The organism is Corallococcus terminator (genome assembly GCF_049194865.1).
GTDB classification, from domain to species: Bacteria; Myxococcota; Myxococcia; order Myxococcales; family Myxococcaceae; genus Myxococcus; species Myxococcus terminator_A.
The window spans coordinates 26952-50752 of record NZ_JBLZWL010000083.1; the positions used below are offsets into that span (position 1 = coordinate 26952).

The following is a 23801-nucleotide window of genomic DNA, read 5'->3' on the forward strand; positions in this document are numbered from 1 at the left end:
CCTTCTCATTCTGGGGGCATTGGCGGGGGATTTCATGAGGTTCATTGCGCTGGTTCTTGTGAGCCTTTGGGCAACCGGGTGTGCGACCACCCGCGTGGTCCACGTGGACAAGGGGAATGGCCAGAAAGTCGTCCACGAGTCTGTGGATGTCGCCCCGGTCGAGGTGAGCGAAGAGGAGTTCAGGTCGGCCCTCGCTCGGCTCATTCTCGAGATGCGGATGCACGTTGCGTTCCGGGAGGCGGAAGAAGCGGATGCACGACGTTGGGTGCGATCCAAGACGCTGCTCGCCTCCTCGAAGGGGCTTGCGGATTCGGGCTCTGGGGAGTCCCCAGAGTCGTTGTACGCACGCATCTGTCCCGACGCGGACGACTGCTTGACCCTGGTGGGCGGAACGGGGCTGACCTTCTCGCGCAAGGACCGGACGTTGATGGCGCTCTCGTTCGCGCTCGACACGGTGTGGGAGAGCGTCGAGGCGGAAGTCGGCAAGACGCTGAACCCAGCGGCGTTCAAGGCGATGGTGACCTCGGCGGCCCTGGCGGTGTTGCTGACCATCACCCTGCCCGAGCCCATCACCAAGGGCATCGCGGTCGCGCTGACGGCGGCGATGGTGGCTTACCTCGGTGTCATGCCGGTCTGGGAGATGGGGCGCGGCTTCGTACGGTTGTGGGATGATTCTGGGAAGGCGATGAGCGTGATCGAGCTACAGGACATCGGGCATCGGTTCGGGCGGGTGCTGGGGACGAACGGCACGCGGGTCCTGGTGCTGTTGGTCACCGCGGCCTTGGGTGGAAGGAGCGCGATGGCGGCTCAGGGTCCCAGGCTCGCTGGCTTCACTCACGCGGTGGTTCGCGCAGAGGCCGAGGCGGGATTCCAGCTTGGAGCGGCGATGAGCGGCGGCGTCACGTCCATCGCGCTTCCCGCTGCCGGCGTGCTCAATGTCACCCTTGCGCCCGGAGCTGCTGCCGCGCTGGCGATGTACTCGGATGGGCGGTTTCCCGGTGACGAGGTGGGGCCCACTCATCACATCTGCACGAACAAGAACCCGATTTCGGATGTGACAGGTGGTCCTTGGACGCCAATATGCGAGAAGATTTTCAAGAAGGCAGGGATGACGCTTGAGGATGTATCAAACAAGGTACGGCTCAATGGCCACGAAGGGCCTCACCCCGAGCTGTATCACAGGAAGGTCGTGGGGCGGCTCCAGGGTGCCGTCGGTCGCTGCAAGACAACTGAGGCATGTAAGGCGAGATTGATGGAGGAGCTTGCAAGAATTGCTAATGAGCTTCTGACGCAAGGCTCTGAATTGCGAAGCTTCATTGTCAAGGTGGAGGGGTGAAGTGGAGTCTCAATTTTATTGGGTCGAAATGGGTGATGTGCCCCAGTGGCTCCTTGAGACGCCAACGCGGGATTCTGGTGAGTCATTTGACGAGCCCTGGATGTTCGCGGATGGCCGCGTGCTTCAAGACCCTGGGCGCCTCAAGGCCCGGATTTCACATCCCGGTAGAGGGCGTGCGTTTGTGTTCTCTGTCATCGAGATGGCCCCCATGGTCAGCGAGGGGGTCGCGAACGTCTTCAGGACACTTGCACCTGGCGACGTGCAGCTCTTTCCGGTGTCGATAGAGGGAGAGGCCGAGCCGTACTTCGTCGTCAATGCAATCAAAGTGGTTGATGCCATAGACGAGGCACGGTGCCGGGAGGTGCATCACTACGACGAGGACGACCCCTCCCCGGACTTTCCAGGAGAGTACAACTGGATCTACGGACTGCGCATCGACCCCGCGAAGACCGAGGGCGCGCATGTCTTTCGGCTGAAGAAGTTCAAGGTCGCGTTCATCGTGTCGGAGGAAGTCAGGAGCGCACTGGAACAGATCGGGAACCTGGGAGTGTCGTTCGAGCGAGTGACAGGGCCGAACGAACTGGCCAGAGCTTGATGCCCCGGAGTTCGGTTGTACGCGGGTGTGTCCTCGTCGGGGCATGGCTGATAGGAACGCCCCATGAACCACGGTCCTCTCCGCCGGGTCGCCATCGTCGCGGCGCTCCGTACCCCCTTCGCTCGCAGCAACACCGCGTACGCGCGCCTCTCCAACAAGGACATGCTGACAGACGTCCTGCGCGGACTCGTCGAGCGCACGGGCCTGGGCGGCGTCCGGCTGGGTGAGGTGGTGGGTGGCGCGGTGATGAAGCACTCGCGCGACTGGAACCTGGTGCGTGAGTGCACCCTGTCCAGTGGCCTGGACGCGGCCACACCCGCCTATGACGTGCAGCAGGCGTGTGGCACCGGCCTGGAGGCCTGCATCCTCGTGGCGAACAAGATCGCCCTTGGGCAGATCGACGCGGGCATCGCCTGTGGCACCGACACCACGTCGGACGCACCGGTGGCCGTGAGTCGCCGCATGCAGCGCGCGCTGATGGCCATCAATGGGGCCAAGACGCAGGGGGCGAAGATCGCGGCGGCTCTGAAGCTGCTCGACCCGCGCGCCTTCGTGCCGGAGATCCCCGTCAACGCCGAGCCTCGCACGGGAATGTCCATGGGCCAGCATGCCCAGCGCACCTCCGACCGCTACGGCATCTCCCGCGAGGCCCAGGACGCCCTCGCGTTGGCCAGCCACCAGCACCTCGCACGTGCCTACGACGCGGGCTTCTTCTCGGACCTGGTGATGCCGTACCAGGGCCTCACGCGCGACAACAACCTGCGCCCGGACACCACGCTGGAGAAGATGGCGAAGCTGCCGGGCGCCTTCGACCGCGAGAAGGGCACCATCACCGCGGCCAATTCATCTCCGCTGACCGATGGAGCCTCGGCCGTGCTGCTCGCCAGCGAGGAGTGGGCGCGTGCTCGCGGCCTGCCCGTGCTCGCGTATCTGACAGCGGGAGAGGTGGCCGCCGTGGACTTCGTCGACGAGCGCGAGGGCCTGCTGATGGGCGGCGCATACGCCGTCCCCCGCATGCTCCAGAAGCGCGGGCTCGCGCTGAAGGACTTCGACTTCTACGAGATTCACGAGGCCTTCGCCTCCGTCGTGTTGTGCACGATGGCGGCCTGGGAGTCGGATGCCTTCTGCCGCGAGCGCCTCGGGCTCTCGGGCGCGTTGGGGGCCATCGACCGTGCACGGCTCAACGTGAAGGGCAGCTCCATCGCGGCCGGACACCCCTTCGCCGCCACGGGCGGTCGCATCGTGGGTACCCTGGCCAAGGCGCTGTCCGAGGCGGGCTCCGGCAAGAAGGGCCTCATCTCCATCTGCGCGGCGGGCGGTCAGGCCGTCACCGCCATCCTCGAAACCTAGGGAGCGACGACCTCATGGCCGACAAACTGATGACGCTGGCGAACAACCCGGTGACGGGAGGACTCGTGCGGGCCCTGGGCCTGCCGACCCCGCCGCCGCTGGCACGGGCGAAGGAAGGCTGGGTGGCTCAGCCCTTCGTGGACCGCGTGGTGCTGCTGGGCGCGGCGCCCGGCGGCTTCGCGACGGAGGCTGCTCGGGGAGCGCTCTCCGGCGCGGGCGCGCGGGTGCTGGACGCGCTGCCGGTGGAAGAGGACCGTCGAGTGGATGTGGCGCTCTTCGACGCCACGGGGCTCACCACTCCGGCCGATGCACGCGCCCTCTACGACTTCTTCCATCCGCTGGTCCCTCGACTGGCTCGCAACGCGCGGGTGCTGGTGCTGGTGGGTCTTCCCGAGGAGGCCAAGGGGCCCGCGGCGGCTGCCGTGGCGCGCGGGGCTGAAGGCTTCGTGCGCAGCCTGGGCAAGGAAGTGGGCCGTCGCGGTGCCACGGCCAACCTCGTGTACGTCGCGCGCGGCGCCGAGGATCGGCTCGCCGGACCCGTCCGCTTCTTCTGCGGCGTTCAGGCCACCTATGTCTCCGGGCAGGCGGCGCGAGTGACGTCCGCTGTACGCCCGTTGGCCTCGGCGCCCATGGTGGCCGCGCTGAAGGGCAAGGTGGCGTTGGTGACGGGAGCCGCGCGTGGCATCGGCGCGGCCACGGCGGAGCGCCTCGCGCAGGAAGGCGCGCGGGTGGTGCTCCTGGATGTGCCCGCGCTCCAGGATGCGCTGGAGGCCACGGCCAAACGCGTGGGCGGAGAGGCCCTGGCGCTCGACATCACGGCCCCCGATGCGCCCGCGCGTCTCGTGGCGGAGCTGCAAGGGCGCCACGGCGGCGTGGACGTGGTGGTGCACAACGCGGGAATCACCCGTGACCGCACGCTCGCCAAGATGACGCCCGAGGCGTGGGACCAGGTGCTGTCCGTCAACCTCGCCGCCATCATCGCCGCTGACGAAGCGCTGCTCTCCTCCGGCGCGCTGCGGGACGAGGGGCGACTCGTGTACCTCTCCTCCATCAGCGGCGTGTCGGGCAACTTCGGACAGGCGAACTACGCGGCAACGAAGGCCGCCCTCATCGGCTACGTGGCGGCGCTCGCTCCCACAGTCGCCTCGCGAGGCATCTGCGCCAACGCGGTGGCTCCAGGCTTCATCGAGACAGCCATGGTGGCCAAGATGCCCCTCATGACGCGCGAGGTGGGCCGACGGCTCAACTCCCTGTCACAGGGCGGCCAGCCGCGCGACGTGGCGGAGCTCGTCACCTTCTTCGCCAGCCCCGGCGCCTACGGTGTGACGGGCAACACCGTGCGTGTCTGTGGCCAGGGCCTCGTCGGCGCCTGAGCGACTCGGGCCTGCTCGGCGAGCACCGAGCAGGCCCATTCATTTCAGGGCGAGAACAGGATGATTCGTCCCGGGAGCGGCAGCCCGAGGTCCCTGAAGTGAAACGCCTGCCCGAGCGCCAGCCCGCCGTCCGGCGGAGTCCCCGCCCAGCGCCACCTGCTTCACGGGAGTGGTGGCGAGGACCTGCCGGTACACCTCGGTGAGGAGGGGATAGGCGTCACGATGCGTGAACTTCGGGCGCCAGCGGGGATCGACGCTCGTTGAAACAGCGCGGGGGCGGAGCCTCCGGGTGTCACCCGGGACGGCATGCCGCACGATCCGTGAAGGCGTCCCGGGAGTATCGCGAGCGGTATTGCGACTTCGCACGTCGTCCTTGTGTCCTGGGCGAGACATCACTGCGACGTCTCAAGGCATGAGTCGCTCGATGTCTGAATTTGCCCCGAGAACCCCATGTGTAGGGTTGGACTGCGCGTGCGGGGTTGGAGCACCCCACGGTTCGTGGTGAGGCTTTGAGACCCCGCAGGAGGTCCCCAGGGGCGTGACGCCATTCTCAGTGGGGGTGAAACACGTGTGTCTTTTTGCGTTACAAGCCCGCATTGTCACTGTCCGGTTTGGTTGATTGTGAGAAACCCAAGGGGGGATTGATCTGGTTGAACAATATCGTCTACCTTGTAATCGAGGGGACGGCCGGTGCCCTTGTGAAAAGCCATTGCCAGGGTGCAAGGCATCAACGTGTTGGGGGCAGGGTCTCATGGAGGAGCGGCATTTCCGGCCGATTGCCATTGTGGGCATCGGCGGCGTATTCCCAAAGGCAGCCAACCCCGAGGCCTTCTGGGAGCGGTTGCTGACGGGGCCCACGGCCATTCGCGAGCTGACCGAGCGTGAGCTGCGGTTGGACTGGTATTACGACGCGGACCGGACCGTCGCGGACCGCACCTATTGCAAGCACGCCGCGCTGCTGGATGAGCTGACGCTCGATTACCGGAAGTACCGCATCCCGCCCAAGGTCGCGCAGGACATGCACCGGACGCAGCTCGCGTTCCTGGATGCGACCGCGCAGGCGCTCACGGATGCGCGGGCCGTGGTGGACGGTGTCGCGCCGGAGCGCATCGGCTTCACGCTCGGCTCGCTGGGTGGAGGGCTGCGCCCGGACACCCGTGTCCGCACCCGGCTGCTGGACATGAAGGAGTGTCTCTCCCGAGCCATGGCCGAGGCCGGCCTGGAGCCCTCCGTGGCCGCCGAGGTGCTCGCGGCGACCTCCCAGCAAGTCGAACGGGAGATGGCCGGCATCACCGAGGACGAAGCCATCGCCTCCTTCAGCAGCGTCTGGGTGGGCAGGGCCGCCAAGCTCTTCAACATCAGGGGGCCCCACGCGACCGTCGACGCGGGCTACGCCTCCTCCCTCGCCGCCATCCAGACCGCCAGCGCCCAGCTGAACGCGGGAGATTGCGACCTCGCGCTCGCCGCGGGCTGCAGCCAGCTGCTCACCCCGCACGACCTCATCGCGTTCAGCAAGCTCGGTGGTCTGTCGGTCTCCACGCTGGCTCCGTTTGATCGCCGCGCCAACGGGACGCTCCTGGGAGAGGGCGTGGGGGTCTTCGCCCTGCGGCGCCTGGATGACGCCCTCGCGGGGGGCGAGAAGATCTACGCGGTGCTTCGTGGCATCGGCGCGGCTTCCGATGGACGAGGCAAGTCCCTGATGGCGCCCAACTCCCGAGGCCAGGTCCTCGCGATGCGCCGGGCCTACGAGCAGGCCGGCTACGCGCCGAATCGGGTGCAGTACGTGGAGTGCCACGCCACCGGCACCAGCCTGGGCGACGTCACCGAGTTCCAGAGCCTCAAGGAAGTGTTCGGCGCGCAGTCGGCGGTTGGCGGCATCCGGCTGGGCGGCGTCAAGGAGCTGACGGGCCACCTGCAAGCGGCCTCGGGCGCGGCGGGACTCATGAAGGCCGCCCTGGCGCTGCACCACAAGTTCCTGCCGCCGCAGCACTCATTCCAGGAGCCGGCGGAGGGCATCGACCTTCAGCAGTCTCCCTTCTACATCTCGAATCAGGGGATGCCTTGGCCGGAGGTCTCTGACGGGCCGCGCCGGGCCTCCGTCAGCGCGTTCAGCTTCGGGGGCATCAACTACCACCTGACGCTGGAGGAGTTCGCTCCCGAGTATCACCAGCACCTGTCGAGCACGCTCTCCGCGCCCCAGGCGGCCGAGCCGATTGCCATCGTCGGGCTGGGCGGTGTCTTCCCACAGGCGGAGAACACCGCGGCGTTCTGGGAGAACCTCCTCCAGAAGCGCTGCGCCATCGGTGAGATTCCGAACGAGCGCGCGCCCATCGACCGCTACCTGGACCCCACTCGGCAGAGCAAGGTCCGGCCCTACACCAACCTGGCGGGCTACATCGTCGATGGCTCCTGGCCTCAGGCGCAGGTCCGCGTGCCACCCAAGATGTCCTCGCAGATCGACCGGGGACATAGCTGGACGATGAAGGCCGCGCTCCAGGCGCTCGACGATGCCCGTGTGACGCGGGAGACCGTTGACCCGTCACGCGTGGGTGTCGTGATGGGATACCTGCCTCCGCTCGAGCGGGAGTTCCAGACCCAGGCGCGCGTGTACTACGCCGAGTTCGACGGTCGCCTCGCCGAGCAGCTCCAGCGCCACGGCATCGACGCGGGAACTGGCGCGAAGCTCCGCGAGAAGGCGGAGGCGCTCTACAAGAGCGAGCTGCCGCCCATCACGGAAGACACCCTGCTGGGGTATCTGGGCAGTCTGGCCGTGGGGCGTGTCGCGCATCACCTGGACTTCCAGGGGCCGATGCTCATGGTCGAGTCGGCGTGTGCCTCCAGTCTCGCGGCGCTCGACATCGCGATGAATCAGCTCCGCACGAAGCAGTGCGACCTGATGCTGGTGGGCGGGATGTACGCGTCGCTCGGCGTGGATGCCCTGAGCCAGTGCTGCTCGTTCGGCGGCTTGTCACAGAAGGGCTCGTTCCCGTTCGACGCGAGGGCGGACGGCTACATCACGAGCGAAGGCGCGGCGCTCATCGCCGTGAAGCGCCTGTCGGACGCGGAAGCGGCGGGGGACCGCATATACGCGGTGGTGCGCTCGGTGGCCGGCGCGACAGATCCGAAGAATGCATCCATCTGGGCACCGTCCTCGGAGGGACAGGTCCAGGCGGTCCGCAGGGCGGTGGAGAAGGCGGGCATCTCTCCGGCGGACGTGCAGTACGTGGAGGGCCACGGTACGGGGACACCTGTCGGCGACCCCATCGAGGTCCAGACGTATCAAGCCGTCTACGGACGCGCCCTCTCCGACGGAAAGCTGTTCCTGGGCTCCGTCAAATCGAACGTCGGCCATCTCAACTCGGGAGCCGGTGCTGTCGCGCTGACGAAGGTCGCCCTGGCGCTGCACCACAAGCAGGTGCCTCCGAACATCGGCTTCGAGACTCCCAACCCGCGCATCCCGTGGGCGCAAGTCTCCTTCGAGGTGCCCACGGAAGTGCGGCCCTGGGTGATGAACGGGCCGGGACTTCGTCGTGCCGGAGTGACCTCCTTCGGCCTGGGTGGGACGAGCTTCCACGCCGTGCTGGAGGAGTACGTGCGGAAGCCGGGACACGACTCGCCCCGCGTGACGAGCGCCGAGCCGACCCGGCCTCCGTTCCTTGGCCTCTCCGGCACGAGCCGGGAGCACATCTGTCGGCAAGTGGAGCAGCTGCTCCAGGCGCTCGACCGAGAGCCGGGATTGGAGCCTCGTGGTCAGAGGGCCGATGCCTCCTTGCCGTGCCGCCTGGCGATGACGCTTCCCCGAGGGCCGGGAGCACGCAAGGCACTGGAGCGCGCCCGGACGCTGCTGGCCGGCGCGGGTGCGCCGAGCCTTCCCGAGCAGGGCATCTTCTTCTACGACACCCGCGACCCGCGCCAACTGCACACGGGGAAGGTGGCGGCGGTCTTTCCGGGGCAGGGGCCGCAGTACGCGAACATGCTTCGCGACCTCGCGGTGGAGTACCCGATTGTCGCCAGCACGCTCGCGGAGGCGGACGAGGCCTTCGCGTCGATGACGGGGCAGTCCCTCTCGAGCACCTTCTGGGTGCCTCCCGGGACGGAAGAGGCCTATCGCCAGGACGACGACACCGTCCACGCCGCTGTCTTCGTCGCGAACGTGGCGCTCTACCGGCTCATCCGTGCGCAGGGCATCCGCGTCGATGTGCTGCTGGGCCAGAGCGCGGGCGAGTACGCGGCGCTCGCCGCGAGCGGAGTGCTCTCTTTCGAGCAGGCGCTGCGCGCGGTGTATCGACGCACTCGGGCGGTGACTCGACTGCCGGTCACTTCTCCGGGTCGGATGATCAGCGTCAGTGGCGACTTCGACCGGCTTCGTCGAGTCCTCCCCGAAGCGGGTGGATACGTGACGATTGCCGCGGAGAATGCGCCGGGCCAGGGAATCGTCGCGGGCGAGGTCCAGGCGGTCGAGTTCGTCACGCGGTGGTGCCGCGCGAATGGCTTCGAGGTCCGCGTGCTCCCCGTGTCCCACGCGTACCACTCGCAGATCATCGCTGGCGCGATTCCGTTGCTGCGCGCGGAGCTGGAGCAGCTCACCTGGAATGCTCCGGAGCTTCCGGTCCTCTCCAGCGTCCACGGGCGCTACTACGCGTCGTCGGTGGATGCGCGCTTCATGGCCCGGCACCTCGCGCTGCAGTACGTCCTGCCCGTTCGCTTCGGTCAGCACGTGCGCCAGCTGCATGACGAGGGAACGCGGCTCTTCATCGAAGCGGGGCCGAAGTGGTCCCTGACCGCGTTCATCCAATCCACGCTGAAGGGTCTGCCGTACCTGGCCCAAGCCAGCAATCACCCCAAGCTGGGCGAGGTCGAGCAGTTCCACCGCCTCCTCGCCTTCAGCTACGCCCACCATCTGCTTCGTGAATAGGTATCTCGAGATGAACATCGCCAATCAGGAAGCAGTTCAGCAGGAGCTCGTGGCCGCCCTGGTGGAGAGGACCGGGTATGTGCCCGAGCTCTTCGCGCCCCATGTCGGCCTCGTGGAGGAACTTGGATTGACTCCTTCGGAGGTCCAGGACGCGGTCGTCTCCGTCGAACGCAAGCTCCAGCTCTCGGCCAGCGCGCGAGTGGAAGGCGCGACGGTGGCGACCATCGCGAGGGGACTCTCGAAGCACCCGGACAAAGGAGCGCCCATGGATAGGGAAGTCGAAATCTCGCTGGAGCAGGTGCTTGCCTTCGTCGACGACTGCGCGGCGCGAAGCGACCGCCCTGTCCTGGAGACCGTTCTCGTGGAGACGCGCGGGGCACTGGCCCGGCTCGATGCCGCGACGGGGCCCGCGCTCGCGCCCGCGCGTCCGCAGGTCGAGCTGGCCGCTGTGACACCGAAGGCCGTACCGCAGGCGAGTGCGGTGGATGGCGACGCGGTGATGAAGCTGCTGGTGGGCGCGCTGGTGGAGCGGACAGGGTACCCGGCGGACATGCTCGAGGCGGAGCTGGACCTCGAAGCGGACCTGGGCATCGACACGGTGAAGCAGGTGGAAGCCTTCGCGATGGCGAGGGTGTACCTGAACGTGGAGAAGGACGAGAACTTCCGGCTGCGCGACCACAACACGCTGCGGAAGATGGTGCGGTACCTGACGAGCAAGGCTCCTGGCGCGGTGACCCCTGTGGCCTCGCCCTCGCCGCTGGCTGATGCCGCGCGAGCGCAGGTGGCGCCTGTCGCGGGTGCGGCGAGCGTTGACGGCATCCTGGAGTTCCTGCGGGACGCCATGGCCGCGAAGACGGGCTACAGCCTGGACATCCTCCAGCCGCAGCTCGACCTGGAAGTGGACCTGGGCATCGACACCATCACCCAGGTCGAGGTCTTCGCTCACGCACGCATGACCCACGGCGTCGAGCGCGACGACAAGTTCCGCGTGCGGCACTTCAACACGCTCCAGAAGATGGCGGAGTACCTGGCGAGCAGGGCCACCGGGGCGACTGCCGCCGCCGCGACTCATGCGCCCGTGGGTGACGCCGTGACGGTCGCGCCCGTCGCCGCGAAGCCCGCCGTTGTGGCTGAGGCGACTCATGCGCCCGTGGCCGACTCAGTGAAGTCCACACCCGTGGTTGCGATGCCCTCCGCTGTGCCCGTGGCTGCGGCGGTGAAGCCTTCGCCCGTGGAGACGCAGGGGCATGCACCCGCCGCGAGCGCGGTGGATGGCGACGCGGTGATGAAGCTGCTGGTGGGCGCTCTGGTGGAGCGGACGGGCTACCCGGCGGACATGCTCGAACCAGAGCTGGACCTGGAAGCGGACCTGGGCATCGACACGGTGAAGCAGGTGGAAGCCTTCGCGATGGCGAGGGTGTACCTGAACGTGGAGAAGGACGAGAACTTCCGGCTGCGTGACCACAACACACTGCGGAAGATGGTGCGGTACCTGACGAGCAAGGCTCCTGGCCTCGCTGCCCCCGCGCCTCAGGCCGAAGCGCCGCGTGCGCAGGTGGTGACCACCGCTCCGGTCTCGGGCCCCACGGTGCAGGAGGTGCAGTCCTTCCTGGTCTCCGTGCTCCAGGGGAAGACTGGTTACAACATCGAGCTCATCCAGCCCGACCTCGATCTGGAAGTCGACCTGGGCGTCGACACCGTTACCCAGATTGAAGCGTTCGCCATGGCCCGCGAGAAGTTCGGCGTGGCGCGCAACGAGAAGTTCCGGGTGCGGAACTACAACACCGTGCGGAAGATGTCGGAGTACCTGGTCAGCAACGCCGTCTCGACGCCCTCATTATCCGCAGCGGCTCCCACTGCCAGCCAGGGCACGCTCGAACTCGACGCGGTCCGCCGCTTCATCGCGCAGTGCGAGGCCCGAGGGGACACCGCCTCGCTGCGGCGACTGGCCGAGCACCTCGAGGGACGCCTGCGGACTCCCGTCCAGTCGGTGACTCCGCCCGCCCAGTTCGCGGGCAAGCGGTACGAAGTCCATCCCGTGGAGCTGGCCGCGCAGGTGAACGCGGAGAGCGTCGCCCACCTGAAGGGCAAGACGATCGGCATCTCCACGGATGCACAGGGCGCCTACAAGGCCCTGGTGCAGATGCTGGAAGCCGCGGGGGCTCGGGTGGTCATCCTGTCCTCGGGGCCCGCACCCGAGCACGGTGTGTCCCTGGACTGGCGTCACCCCGAGAGCGTCGGCCTTGCCCTGAAGGAGCTTCAGGAGAAGCAGCCGCTCGACGGCCTCATCCTCCTCCACACCACGGCGCCCACCGCGAAGCTGTTGGAGCAGGAGGCCTCGGCGTGGGCTTCCACCGTCAACACCTTCTCCCTCGGGCTCTACCAGAGCGGGCTCGCCGTCTACGACCGCATCAACACGCTGCCCGGTGGCGGCTGGTATCTGGTGGCCACCGCGGGCGGTGGCCTCTTCGGTCACTCCAACGCCCAGGGACGCGTCCCCCTGGCTGGAGCCGCGGGTGGCTTCGTCAAGTGCCTGAAGCGGGAGCTGCCGGGCTCGCGCTGCAAGGTCGTGGACCTGGACAGCCAGGACGCGTCCCTGTGGGCGCGGCAGGTGTGGAACGAGCTGGTCAGCGCGGACCTCGACGTCGAGGTCGGCTACACCAGCGGTCGGCGCTACGTCTTCCGTGACATCGAGACGTCCTTCCCGAAGGAGACGGCGCCTGTGTCGCTCAAGCCCGGCTCCGTCGTGGTCGTCTCGGGAGGCGGACGCGGCGTCGTCTACCCGTGCGCGAAGCTGCTGGCGAAGTCCACCGGCGCTCGCGTCATCATCACCGGCCGCACCGTGCCTCCCCAGGGCCACGAGGAGTGGCTGAAGGTGCCCGAGGCCGAGCTGCCCGCCTACCGGATGTCCTTCATCAAGCGCTACATCGCGGAGCATCCCGGGAAGACGCCCGTGCAGGCCCGCCGCATCTTCGACTCAGACATCGCCAACCGCCGCGAGCTGCACCGCAACCTCGAGGACTGCCGGAGCCAGGGCATCTCACTCGAGTACAAGGTCTGTGACATGACCGACGTGAACGCGGTGCGGGCCCTGCTGGCGCAGGTCCGTCGCGAGCACGGACGCATCGACGGCATCGTGCACGGCGCGACCATCGAGGAGTCCAAGAGCCTCCCGATGAAGTCCTCGGACATGTTCGTCCGGACGCTCGCGTCGAAGGCGCACCTCTGGCAGTTGCTCGTGCAGGAGACCTGGAACGACGACCTCCAGTTCTTCATCAACTTCGGCTCGGGCAGCGGTCGCTACGGCAACAAGGGGCAGACTGACTACTCCCTCGCCAACTACCTCGTCGCCAAGGCGGGCCTGGTCTACGGCGCCCTGCGGCCCGGCGTTCGGAGCGTCACCATCGACTGGCCCGTGTGGGTCGGTGCCGGCATCGTGGAGAACAACGCGGACTACCTGGAGCGCCTGCGCGCCATGGGCATCTGCGTCATCCATGTCGACGAGGGCGCGTACTGGTTCGTCGGAGAGCTGCTGTACGGCGGCTCTGCGGGCGAGGTCGTCATCGCGGATGACCGGACCTTCGAGACCCTGAATCTGCCTCGCCACGACAAGGAAGCGCTCCGCGTCGTCGGCAAGGAGGCTGGCGGAACCCGCTATGCCATCTGATTCGTCCACATCCCTCCCGCTGGTGGTCCTGTCGGGCCGTCCCTATGAGGTGGGCCGACAGTACGGCTCCCTCATGCGGGAGGAGATTGCCCACGCCGTCTCCATCGAAGACGTGTCCATCCGTCCCATGCTGGAGAAGATCGGCGTGACGGAGCAGGCCATGCGACAGCGCATGGTGTCGCTCGCGGCCCTGCTGCCCAAGGACATTCACGAGGAGGTCCGCGGCGTCGCGGACGCGAGCGGCTTTCCGCAAGAGACCATCCTCTACCACACGCTCGTCCTCGACATCCTCTCGGGCGCTCCCATCGGGTGCTCGCAGTTCGCGGCCTTCGGACGCGCGACGGTGGACGGGAAGGTCATCCATGGTCACAACCTGGATGTTCCGTATCCCTCGCTGGCGAAGTTCCTGCGCCCCACGTGCGTCGTCTATCGCCTGGAGGGGCGCATCCCGTACGTGTCCGTCACGTTCTGGCCCGCGGCGCTGGGCGTGTGCTCCGGAATGAACGCCGAGGGCTTGAGCCTCGGCGTCAACGTCCCGGTCGCGCCTCTGGATCCGCGCGTGTTCTATCCGCTCACGTTCCAGAACCGGGAGGTGCTGTCGCGCGCACGCACGCTCGACGAGGCGCGCACCGTGCTGGAAGGCACCCCGCGCGGTGGGAGCTGGAACCTGATGCTCACCCATCGCTCGGGCCAGGCGATGGTCTGGGAGCAGGTGGGGACTCACTCCGGCCAGTACTCCGCTCACCCGGAGGAGGACTTCGTCGTCTCCACCAACCACCTCCGCGTCGCGCACAAGGCGGCACGAGGCCACGAAGGCGTCGCGCTGGAGATGCTCCAGGACATGCAGGAGGACTCGCTCCATCGCTATCGGCGACTGGAGCAGCTCGTCCGTGAGCGAACGGGAGACATCAATCTGGACACCGCCGTCGAGTTCCTTCGCGACTGCGAGGGCCCCCCGAGCGCGGCGTCGATGAAGACCATCTGCCGGGCAGACAACGCGCTGAGCATGGCCTACGAGCCCGCGACGCTGACACTGGACTTCGCGGCGGGCAGCGTGCCGGCAGCGCTGGCCACACGGCGACGCTTGCAGCTCGGGCCCTTGTTCCAGGCCCCGGCTCACGAAGCGCGCGAGACACCCAGCCACGTGACCACCGAGCGGGGGACGTTCCCCATGCAGGGCAGGGCGCGCGAGCACGGTTGCTGGTCCCGGACCTTCGCGCTCCAAGAGGATGTCTACCTGGATGAGCATCGGGTCAACGGCATCCCCGTGCTGCCCGGTGCCGCGGCCATCGAGTGGCTCGCCGAGGTCGCCGCCATCGCGGGCGAGGGTGACGTCTCCGAGGTTCGCGACGTGTCGCTGGAGAAGTTCATCCGCGTCCGGCCCGAGCGCCCGACGGAGGCCTGTGTCAGGACTGTTCAGCGCGAGGACGTGCTGGAGGTCTCCGCCTACGCGGACCTGCTCAACCCCCGAGGCGCCGTGTTGCGCTCGGACGTGCTGCACTACCGCGCCGAGGTGCGGCTGGGGGCTCGCCACCAGCGGAAGATTCCCCCTGGGTTCGCGGATGCACGTGGCGTGGAAGGGGAGCTGGCCTTCAGTCGCTCCTATGTGAAGGACGCCTATTTCCACGTGGGAGCGCCGTTCCGCATCGTCGATTGGATCAGCTACCCCGCGCCGCGAGAGGCCATCGCGAGCCTGCGAGTCCCCGAGCCAACGGGCTACTTCGCCTCCGTGCCGTGGGCTCGTTTCTGGATGGACCCCTTCGTCCTGGACGGCTGCTTCCAGCTCGCGGGCACGCTGGGCATCCTCCACAACCTGCGGGCTCCGGTGCCCAAGGGCGCCAGCCGACTGGTGCTGGGGCGCACGCCGCTTCCGGGCGAGCGACTCGGTTGCCGGGCGCGACTGAACCGTGAAGTGGGCGAGTTGCTCTACTACGACTTCACCGTCTGGGATGCGGAGGGGCGCATCTGCCTGGAGGCCCACGACTACTGCTCCATCAGCGTGGATGCCTATACCGTCGAGCAGAAGGTGTTCCTGCGGACGTCCCTGGACCCTTCCGGTGCGCTGCATCACCCCAAGCCCCAGGTGCGCGCGCATGCGTAGCGCTCGTCAGGAGCCCATCGCCATCATCGGGATGGGGTGTGTGCTGCCGGATGCCCATGACGTGTCCACGTTCTGGCGCAACCTCCAGGCCGGGCACGTGGCGGTGCGCCAGCTCACGGGCGCGCGCTGGGACTGGAGCGAGTATGGCAGCGACGACCCGAGCGCGGTCGACCGCACGAACTCCTTCATGGGCGCACCCGTCGAGGCGCTGAAGTTCGACTGGAAGAAGTTCAAGGTCCCGCCCATCGAGACCCGGCTGTTGCACAGCATCGAGATGATGGTGCTGGAGTCCGCCTTCCAGGCCATGACGAGCGCGGGCTACACCCCGGACCGCGAGTTCGCTCGCGACAGGGTCGCTGTGATTGCTGGCTCCAGTGGCATGGGCCGCAAGAGCAACCTGGGCTTCAACACCAAGTGGAGGCTGCCCGAGCTGCTGCGCGCCGCGCGTCAGACCCGGGCCTGGGAGGGGCTCTCGTCCGAACAGGCCGGACAGGTCACGAAGCAGGTCCAGGAGGAGTTCATCCAGCAGCACATCGACGGCTCGGACGACTGGGCCTTCTGGGGCTTCATGAGCCCGGTGTTGGGGCGCGTGTGCAGCCTGTTCGATCTGCACGGGCCGCACTTCTGCGTGGATGCTCATGCCGCGTCGGGACTCGCCGCGATGGAGACGGCAGTCCAGGGCTTGATGAGCGGCGAGTGGGACATGGCCCTCGTTGGCGCGGCCAGTCCGGCGCTGTCTCCCATGGAGTACGTGCTGCACGGCAAGCTTCGCCGACTGTCGAAGCGCGGCGTGTTCCCGCTGGATGCTCGCGCCGATGGCACCGCGCTGGGCGAAGGCGCGGTGATGTTCCTGCTCAAGCCGCTGGAGGCCGCGCGCAGGGATGGTGACCCCATCCAGGCCGTGCTTCGAGGCGTGGGCGGGGTGAACCGGGGCTCGGGTCCCGCCATGACGGCCACCGACCCTCACGCGCATCAGCGGGCGGCGGAGGAGGCGCTCCGGCGCGCGGAGGTGGAGGTCGACTCCGTCTCCTTCGTGGAGACGGGCGCGACGGGTGTCCCGACGTGGGATGCCCACCTCGTCGAGGGACTGTCGAGCGCGTATCGGAGTGCCCGACACGTGTCGCTCGGTGCCGTCTCCGAATCGGTGGGTGACTTGCAGACCGCGTCGAGCCTCGCCGCGATGCTCAAGGTCATCCTGATGCTGCGCGAGCGGACGCTCGTTCCCCAGCGGTCCTTCCAGACGCGACACCCGGACGTCGCGTTGCAGGGCACTCCGTTTCACATCCACACGGAGCAGACCGGGTTGGCGGCAGGACCGCGCAGGGCGGCCATCCATGCCGCGGGCTTCGGCGGTGTCGCCTACCACGCGGTGGTGGAGGCTTATGAACCAGAGGCACCTCGGCCCGTAGTCGCCGCCAGCGTGCCTCGCCCCCGCGCGGAGCCCATCGCGATGGTGGGGTTCGCGTGCAAGTACCCCGGTGCGCCGAGTCCCGAGGACCTCTGGGACAACTCGCTCCAGGGGCGCTGCGCGGTGGGGGACATCCCTGAATCGCGCTGGCCGGTGTCGCTCTACCACGACGCCTCGCGGGCCTGGGGCGACAGCAGTCGCGACGCGTTCTTCCGCGTGTACACGCCGAAGGCCGCGCTGGTGGCGGACGCGCCGTTTCCCTTCGCTGCCTTCGGGATTCCTCCGAACGCGGTGGCCCAGATGGACCCGGCGCAGCGCTGGACGCTGGAGGTGGCGAAGGCCGCTGTCGGTGACGCGGGCTATGGGACTGGGCGCGCGCTGCCTTCGGAGCGCACGGCCGTCATCGTCGCCACCACGCCGGGCAATCTCCAGGAGATCGCCGTCGAGACGCGGCTGGCCTATCCGGAGTTCGCGAGCATCTATCGACAGGTGCTGCTGCGCGCGGGTGTCTCCTCCGACGCGGTGGAGCGCTTCATCACGGAGGCGCGTCAGTCCTTCCAAGGACAGCAGGCGCCCATCACCTCCGACACGCTTCCCGGCATCCTCAACAGCGCACCGGCTACTCGCGTGGCGCGGGCCCTGAACGCACGAGGCCCAGCGTTCACGGTGGAGTCCGCCTGTGCCTCGACGCTCACCGCGCTGAGCCTGGCCATCCAGGGGCTGCGAGACGGCCGGTGGGACGTGGCCGTGGTGGGTGGGGTGTGGTCGCAAATCACCGCGCCCTACTGCGTGAACATGTGCTTCGTCGGAGCCATCTCTCCGAAGGGGGAGACCCGGCCGTTCTCCAAGGAGGCGGATGGGTTCGTCCACGGCGAGGGCTGCGGCATCTTCGTGCTGAAGCGGCTCTCGGATGCGAAGCGGGACGAGGACCGCATCCATGCCTTGATTCAGGGCGTGGGCGGCTCGACGGACGGGCGGGGCAAGTCCATCTTCGCGAGCCAGGAGCGCGGTCAGGAGTTGGCGATGCGTCGCGCGCTCCACGACAGCGGCGTCGGGGCCGAGAGCATCCAGTACGTCGAAGCCCATGCGACGGGGATGCTGGAGGGAGACCTTCCCGAAGCGGGCGCGCTGCTCAAGGTCTATGGCCGACCGGCGCATCCCGTGAAGGTCGGGGCGCTCAAGCCGCTCATCGGCCATTCCTACATCGCGTCGGCCGGGGCGGGAGTCATCCGCGCCGTGCTCGCGCTCCAGCGAGGTGTGCTTCCGCCCCTCTTCACGGGCGCGACGATGAACCCGCGACTGGCCTCGTGCGAAGGGCCACTGGCCTTCTCCCGTGAGCCGAGCGAGTGGCGGGTAGACGGCGCGCCCCGCCGCGCGGCCGTCAATGCGTATGGGTTTGGCGGGACCAACTACCACCTCATCCTCGAAGAGTACCGTGACGCGCCCTGACCTCAGCTGGGACACGGGGAACAGCCCCGTCGCCATGGTGCTGCCTGGTGGGCAGCGCATCACCTTGATGGTGGTGCCGCTGGACTCCGTGCGCGGTGCCTGGCCAGCGCGGCCCGATGGGCCCATCTCCCGCGTGCTCACCCAGGCGGAGCTGGCGGTGAGTGGGATGCATGCGGTGCTCGAACGGAGGCTCGCGCACCTCGCGGGCCGCATCGCCGCGAAGCTCGCGCTGTGCTCGCACCTGCAGGACCTGGGGCACTCGCTGGCGCCGCTGGACGTGGGCCTCACTCAGATGCTGGCCGGGCCGGAGCAGGGACGTCCCGTGGCGCAGTTGCCAGCCGGAGTGCCCGCGTGTGACGTGTCCATCACCCACTCGCATGGGTTCGCGATGGCGGTGGTGACGACTGGCGGGCGCGTGGGCGTGGACCTGGAGCGTGTCGTGCCTCGGGCCGCCGCGTTCGTGGACGAGGTGTTCACCCAGGTCGAGCGGACGTGGCTCGAAGGCCAGTCACGGCTCCATCAGCGTGCACCGGATGAGCTGTGGAACCTGGGCTGGTGTCTCAAGGAAGCCCTGGTGAAGTGCACCGGGCAGGGCCTGCGGGCAGCGCTTCAGCAGGTGACGTTCTCGGGCTGGCGGGAGGCTGAGGAGCAGGGCGTGCAGCTCGCTCCGCTAACAGAGGGTCCCGACGCGTTCGTTCGTGTCATCCACCTGGACCTCCCGGGGCGCCGTGAGCTGGCGGTCTCGGGGTTGCTCGTGTCGGGGCAGGGCTATGCGCTGGCGGTCCTCCACGACACGCGTGAGGACTGGCGTCGAGTGGGACAGGGGTGGCGACTCGCCCCGGGGGTGACATCGACATGAGAGTGCATGAGCCGACGCTCGGTGACGTGAGCACCTCTGACGGGAGCTGGCGCTTCGAGCGCGGCGTCGACGTCCGGACAGACCCCTATCTACTGGACCATGTCGTCGAAGGCGCACCGGTGTTTCCCGCCGCGTACCTCGTGGGCTTGATGACCCAGGCGGCTCACCGGGTGCTGCCGGGCAGCAACGTCATCGGCGTGCGCGACGTGCGCTTCGTGCAGGCGGCTCGCTTCAAGGACACGCGAGCGCTCCAGTTCTCCGTCACGGCGGAGGCGTCGGAGACGAATCGAATCACCGTGGGCATCTCGTCAAGCATGGCGCCTCCTCGCGAGGGGTTCCCTCGCATCCACAGGACCCATGCCTCGGGCGAGGTCCGGATGGGCGAGCGCGTGGAGCAGCCCGCATCGTTCCAGCGGGTGGACTTCACGGATGCCGACGACTACTCGGCGCTGTACCGGTTGCCGCGAGAGATTCAGCACGGGCCCACCTTCCTCGCGGGGCTGCGGTATCGGCGTCCGGCGCCGGACCAGCTCCTCGCTGTCGTCGCGCCTCCGGATCGTTCTCCGAACGGCTGGCAGCCGGATCCTCAGTCACCGGGCTGGCCCGCAACGCTGCTCAACGCCATCCTCCATGTCGCGTTCTCGCTGGGCGTGCTGTGTCGCGAGCGGACGGTGCTCCCGCTGGAGCTGGAGTCCGCCGACCTGCACGCGATTCCGCACGGAGAGGTCCAGGTGTTCGCGCGCAGGACCTCCGCGCGGGATGGCAAGCAGGCCTTCCATGTCGTCGCCTGGGACCTCCAGGGACGACGGGTCGCCCTCTTTCGCGGGTTCGTCGTGCGGGAGGTGCCATGAACCCCGCGCGCTTCCGACCTGTCGCCATCGTGGGCGTGGGCTGCGTCTTCCCCAAGGCCAATGACGTCGAGTCCTTCTGGACGCAGGTGTCGACGGGGGCCTCGGCGCTCGGTGCGCTGGACGCGCGGGAGTTCCGGCCGGAGTGGTACTTCGACGCCGAGCGCTCGGCGCCTGACCGCACGCACTGCCTCCACGGTGCGCTCGTGGATGAGCCTCGGCTGGATGCGAAGAAGTACCGCATTCCTCCCAAGGTGCTCCGGGACATGCACCGGATGCAGCTCGTGTTCCTCGCGGCCACGGCCCAGGCGCTCGACGATGCCTGGAGCGGGCTCGGCTCGGTGGATCCGGAGCGCATCGGTCTGGTGCTGGGTTCGCTGGGCGGGGGGCTGCGTCCTGGCTCGCGCGTGCAGACCCGGCTCGTGGACATGCTGCGCTCGCTGTCCGCGTCGACGACGCTGCGAGCGCGTCACCCAGGCCTCGATGCCGAGCTGGCGGACGCGCTCAGCCGACAGCTCGACGCGGAGCTGGCCGGCACCAGCGAGACGGAGGCGACCGCATCGTTCAGCAGCATCTGGGCGGGAAGGGCCGCCAAGCTCTTCAATCTTCGGGGCCCTCACTTCGCGGTGGACGCGGGGTATGCGTCCACGCTCGCGGCCATCCAGAGCGCCAGCCAACAGCTCAACGCCGGTGACTGTGACGCGGTGGTGGTGGCGGGGTGCAGCCAGTTGCTGACGCCGCATGACCTCGTGGCGTTCAGCAAGATGGGCGGGCTGGGGACCACGGTGCTGGCGCCGTTTGATCGCCGTTCGAGCGGCACGTTGCTGGGCGAGGGCGTCGGAGTGTTCGTCCTCCGCCGTCTGGACGATGCGCTGACTGGTGGGACGAAGGTCCACGCGGTCATCCGAGGCATCGGCGCTGCCTCCGAGGGCCACGGCAGTTCCCTGGTGGTGCCGAGCTCGAAGGGACAGGTGCTCGCGATGCGCCGGGCCTACGCCCAGGCCGGATATGGCCCTCGCGACGTGCAGTACGTCGAGTGCCATGCGGCGGGGATTCCCCAGGAGGACGCCACCGAGTTCCAGAGCCTGCGTGCGCTCTGGGGCGACGGGGACGGTGCGCCTCCTGTCATGTTGGGAGGAGTCAAGGAGCTGACCGGGCACCTCCAGGCGGCCTCGGGCGCGGCGGGCTTGCTCAAGGCGACGCTCGCGCTGAGCCGCCAGGCGCTGCCACCGCAGCACTCGTTCCGGGAAGGCGCGGACGGTGTCCGGTTGGATGGCACACCGTTCTACTTCGCGAAGCAGGGCACGCCCTGGCCGGTGGTCGCGAACGGGGCGCGAAGGGCTTCTGTCAGCGCGTTCGGCTTCGGCGGGCTGAGCTATCACCTGACGCTCGAGGAGTTCTCCTCCGACGCGCATGCGCGGCTGGCGCGCACGTTGTCTCCGCCTCGGCCCTCCGAGCCGGTGGCCATCGTGGGGCTGGGCGGCGTGTTTCCGGGGGCGTCGAACGTGGAGCAGCTCTGGAGCAACCTGCTGGCGAAGCACTGCGCGATTGGCGCCATGCCGCCCGAGCGCGCGGAGACGGCCCGCTACCTGGACCCCACGCGCAAGAGCAAGGCTCGGCCCTACACGAACCTCGTGGGCACGGTCGTCGACGGGAGCTGGCCTCAGGAGCAGGTCCGCATCTCCGCCGAGTCCGCGTCGCAGATCGACCGCGGGCAGAGCTGGACGATGAGGGCCGCGTTGCAGGCACTCGACGATGCGGGCCTTCGGGCCGGTGAGGTCGACACCCAGCGGGTCGCGGTCGCGATGGGCTACATGCCGCCGCTCGAGCGTGAGTTCCTGACGCAGGCGCGTGTGTACTTCGCGGAGTTCGACGGACGCCTCGCGGAGCACCTGCGCCAGCGTGGGGTCGACGACGCGACGGCGGCGGCCATTCGTGGCGAGGTGGAGCGGGACTACAAGAAGGACCTGCCCCCCATCACCGAGGAGACGTTGCCCGGCTACCTGGGCAGCCTCGCGGTGGGACGTCTTGCCCACCACCTGGACTTCCAGGGGCCCGCGATGATGGTGGAGTCCGCGTGTGCTTCCAGCCTCGCGGCCGTGGAGCTGGCCGCGCACTTCCTGAACACGGGGGAGTGTGACCTGGCGCTCGCGGGCGGCATGTACGCGTCGCTCGGCGTGGATGGGCTGGTCCAGTGGTGCTCGTTCGGTGGCCTGTCCCAGAGCGGCTCCTTCCCCTTCGATGCTCGGGCCGATGGCTACGTGACGAGTGAAGGCGCGGCGGTGCTCGCGCTGAAGCGGCTCTCCGATGCGGAGGCCGCGGGTGACCGCATCTACGCCGTGATTCGCTCTGTCGCGGGCGCCACGGACCCGAAGAGCGCGTCCATCTGGGCGCCGTCCTCGGAGGGACAGGTCCAGGCGGTGCGCAGGGCCGTGGAGAAGGCTGGTGTCTCGCCGGAGGACCTTCAGTACCTGGAGGGCCACGGCACGGGAACCCCGGTGGGAGACCCCGTCGAGGTGGAGACGTACCGCGCCGTCTACGGACAAGGCCGTCCGGGCAAGCAGGTGCTGTTGGGCTCCATCAAGTCGAACCTGGGCCACTTGAACTCAGGAGCGGGCGCCGTATCGCTGCTCAAGGTCGCACTGGCGCTGCACTGTGGACAGGTTCCACCCAACGTGGGCTTCGCGACGCCCAACCCGTCCATTCCCTGGCGCGAGCTGCCCTTCCGAGTGCCGACGGAAGTGGAGCCCTGGACCGCTTCGGAGCAGGGGCTCCGTCGCGCTGGAGTCACCTCGCTGGGTCTGGGAGGCACCAGCTATCACGCCGTCGTGGAGGAGTTCTCTCCCCGAGCCTCGGTGCTGCGTCTGGAGGGAGCGGAGCGAGGCGCGCTGCTCGCTCAGGTGGAGCGCTTGCTGCGCGAGCGACGGTGCGCCACCGAGGTGGTGCGGCGAAAGCGGGAGCTTCCGTGTCGGTTCGCGATGCCGCTGCCTCAAGGAGCCGCTTCGTGGCGAGCCCTGGAGCGGGCTCGGGAAGTACTGGCGGGCTCCGGCCCGCCCGCGCGACCCGAGGACGGACTCTTCTATTTCGATGCTCGGGATTCACGTGGGCCGCACGAGCACAAGGTGGCGTGGGTGTTCCCTCAGCGCGGTGCGCGCTGCTCGAACCTGCTGCGGGCGTTGGCCGCACGGTTCCCGTCCGTGGATGAGACTGTCACGGAGTTCGGTTCGGCCTTTGAAGTGCTGACAGGCCAGCGGCTCGACGAAGTGTTCGGAGCTTCTCCAGTGCGGGACGGCTTTATCGCCGACGTGGCCGAAGTGCTGGCGAGCGTGGCGTATTACCGCCTCCTGCGCTCCCTCGGCCTCCGTGTCGACGTGGTGTTGGGGGAGGGGACTGGTGAGTACAGCGCGCTGGTCGCGAGCGGGATGCTCTCGGTGAAGGACGCGCTGCGTGCGCTGCATCAGCGTGCCCGCTCCGGGGGGACTTCCGTGGAGGCCATCCAGCGACTCCGAGCGGAGCTGTCGCAGCTCACCTGGCGGGCTCCGGAGGTCGCGGTGCTCTCCGCCGTGCATGGCCGATACTACGAAGCACCGCTCCAGGAGGCCTTCCTGGCGCGGCACCTCGCCCTGTTGGATGCGCAGCCGTCCCGACTCTCGCGGCACGTGCGTCGCCTCCATGACGACGGCGTGCGCGTCTTCATCGAGGCCGGCTCCGGCGATGCGCTGGGCGCTGCCCTCGGCGACGCTCCGCACACCGTCCACTTGGGTCACTCCGCTGGAGCGGGTGACGTCGAACGATTCCAACGCCTCCTGGCGTTCAGTGATGTCCACCGCTTGCTGCCGTCCGCCGCGCGCTCCCCGAGCGTGACCGGACTGGAAGCACCTTCTTCAAAGAGTCCGTGAG

11 protein-coding genes are annotated in these 23801 nt (G+C 68.3%); all 11 read left to right on the top strand.

The genetic code is table 11. The annotated features are described in order from the left end of the window. The first annotated feature begins 34 nt into the window (after positions 1 to 34). The gene (locus ACN469_RS26235) at positions 35 to 1336 is read left to right on the top strand and encodes an AHH domain-containing protein (protein ID WP_498771937.1); all 1302 of its coding nucleotides are present in this window, start codon (positions 35 to 37) and stop codon (positions 1334 to 1336) included. A gap of 181 nt (positions 1337 to 1517) precedes the next feature. Beyond that, positions 1518 to 1931 (top strand): imm11 family protein, encoded by a 414-nt coding sequence (locus ACN469_RS26240; protein ID WP_498771939.1) that lies wholly within the window; start codon positions 1518 to 1520, stop codon positions 1929 to 1931. Positions 1932 to 1994: 63 nt separating this feature from the next. Continuing rightward, the gene (locus ACN469_RS26245; RefSeq protein WP_498771941.1) at positions 1995 to 3281 is read left to right on the top strand and encodes an acetyl-CoA C-acetyltransferase; all 1287 of its coding nucleotides are present in this window, start codon (positions 1995 to 1997) and stop codon (positions 3279 to 3281) included. A gap of 14 nt (positions 3282 to 3295) precedes the next feature. After that, positions 3296 to 4654, top strand: a complete 1359-nt coding sequence (locus ACN469_RS26250; RefSeq protein ID WP_498771943.1) for a 3-oxoacyl-ACP reductase — start codon at positions 3296 to 3298, stop codon at positions 4652 to 4654. A gap of 751 nt (positions 4655 to 5405) precedes the next feature. Next, entirely contained in the window at positions 5406 to 9569 is a 4164-nt protein-coding gene (locus tag ACN469_RS26255; protein ID WP_498771945.1) for a beta-ketoacyl synthase N-terminal-like domain-containing protein, read from the top strand. A 10-nt stretch (positions 9570 to 9579) separates the two neighbouring features. Beyond that, positions 9580 to 13236, top strand: coding sequence for an SDR family NAD(P)-dependent oxidoreductase (locus ACN469_RS26260; protein WP_498771947.1), 3657 nt, complete (start codon positions 9580 to 9582; stop codon positions 13234 to 13236). Further along, positions 13226 to 15337: a C45 family autoproteolytic acyltransferase/hydrolase gene (locus ACN469_RS26265; protein WP_498771949.1), complete on the top strand. Its 2112-nt coding sequence runs from the start codon at positions 13226 to 13228 to the stop codon at positions 15335 to 15337. Before ACN469_RS26260 ends, ACN469_RS26265 begins: the two co-directional genes overlap by 11 nt. After that, positions 15330 to 18194, top strand: coding sequence for a beta-ketoacyl [acyl carrier protein] synthase domain-containing protein (locus ACN469_RS26270; RefSeq protein WP_498771951.1), 2865 nt, complete (start codon positions 15330 to 15332; stop codon positions 18192 to 18194). The genes ACN469_RS26265 and ACN469_RS26270 overlap by 8 nt, the downstream gene beginning before the upstream one ends. Beyond that, positions 18181 to 19053 carry a 4'-phosphopantetheinyl transferase family protein gene (locus tag ACN469_RS26275; protein ID WP_498771953.1) on the top strand — a complete coding sequence of 291 codons (873 nt, stop codon included), beginning with the start codon at positions 18181 to 18183 and terminating at the stop codon, positions 19051 to 19053. Before ACN469_RS26270 ends, ACN469_RS26275 begins: the two co-directional genes overlap by 14 nt. Beyond that, positions 19050 to 19904, top strand: a complete 855-nt coding sequence (locus ACN469_RS26280; protein ID WP_498771955.1) for a polyketide synthase dehydratase domain-containing protein — start codon at positions 19050 to 19052, stop codon at positions 19902 to 19904. The genes ACN469_RS26275 and ACN469_RS26280 overlap by 4 nt, the downstream gene beginning before the upstream one ends. Beyond that, positions 19901 to 23800, top strand: coding sequence for a beta-ketoacyl synthase N-terminal-like domain-containing protein (locus ACN469_RS26285; RefSeq protein WP_498771957.1), 3900 nt, complete (start codon positions 19901 to 19903; stop codon positions 23798 to 23800). Before ACN469_RS26280 ends, ACN469_RS26285 begins: the two co-directional genes overlap by 4 nt. The last annotated feature ends 1 nt before the right edge of the window (position 23801 follow it).

What these genes read in the sequence shown, in the direction of transcription:
- ACN469_RS26235 (WP_498771937.1), top strand. Translation starts at nt 35, where the DNA reads ATGAGGTTCATTGCGCTGGTTCTTGTGAGCCTTTGGGCAACCGGGTGT.
- ACN469_RS26245 (WP_498771941.1), top strand. Translation starts at nt 1,995, where the DNA reads ATGAACCACGGTCCTCTCCGCCGGGTCGCCATCGTCGCGGCGCTCCGT.
- ACN469_RS26250 (WP_498771943.1), top strand. Translation starts at nt 3,296, where the DNA reads ATGGCCGACAAACTGATGACGCTGGCGAACAACCCGGTGACGGGAGGA.
- ACN469_RS26255 (WP_498771945.1), top strand. Translation starts at nt 5,406, where the DNA reads ATGGAGGAGCGGCATTTCCGGCCGATTGCCATTGTGGGCATCGGCGGC.
- ACN469_RS26260 (WP_498771947.1), top strand. Translation starts at nt 9,580, where the DNA reads ATGAACATCGCCAATCAGGAAGCAGTTCAGCAGGAGCTCGTGGCCGCC.
- ACN469_RS26265 (WP_498771949.1), top strand. Translation starts at nt 13,226, where the DNA reads ATGCCATCTGATTCGTCCACATCCCTCCCGCTGGTGGTCCTGTCGGGC.
- ACN469_RS26270 (WP_498771951.1), top strand. Translation starts at nt 15,330, where the DNA reads ATGCGTAGCGCTCGTCAGGAGCCCATCGCCATCATCGGGATGGGGTGT.
- ACN469_RS26280 (WP_498771955.1), top strand. Translation starts at nt 19,050, where the DNA reads ATGAGAGTGCATGAGCCGACGCTCGGTGACGTGAGCACCTCTGACGGG.
- ACN469_RS26285 (WP_498771957.1), top strand. Translation starts at nt 19,901, where the DNA reads ATGAACCCCGCGCGCTTCCGACCTGTCGCCATCGTGGGCGTGGGCTGC.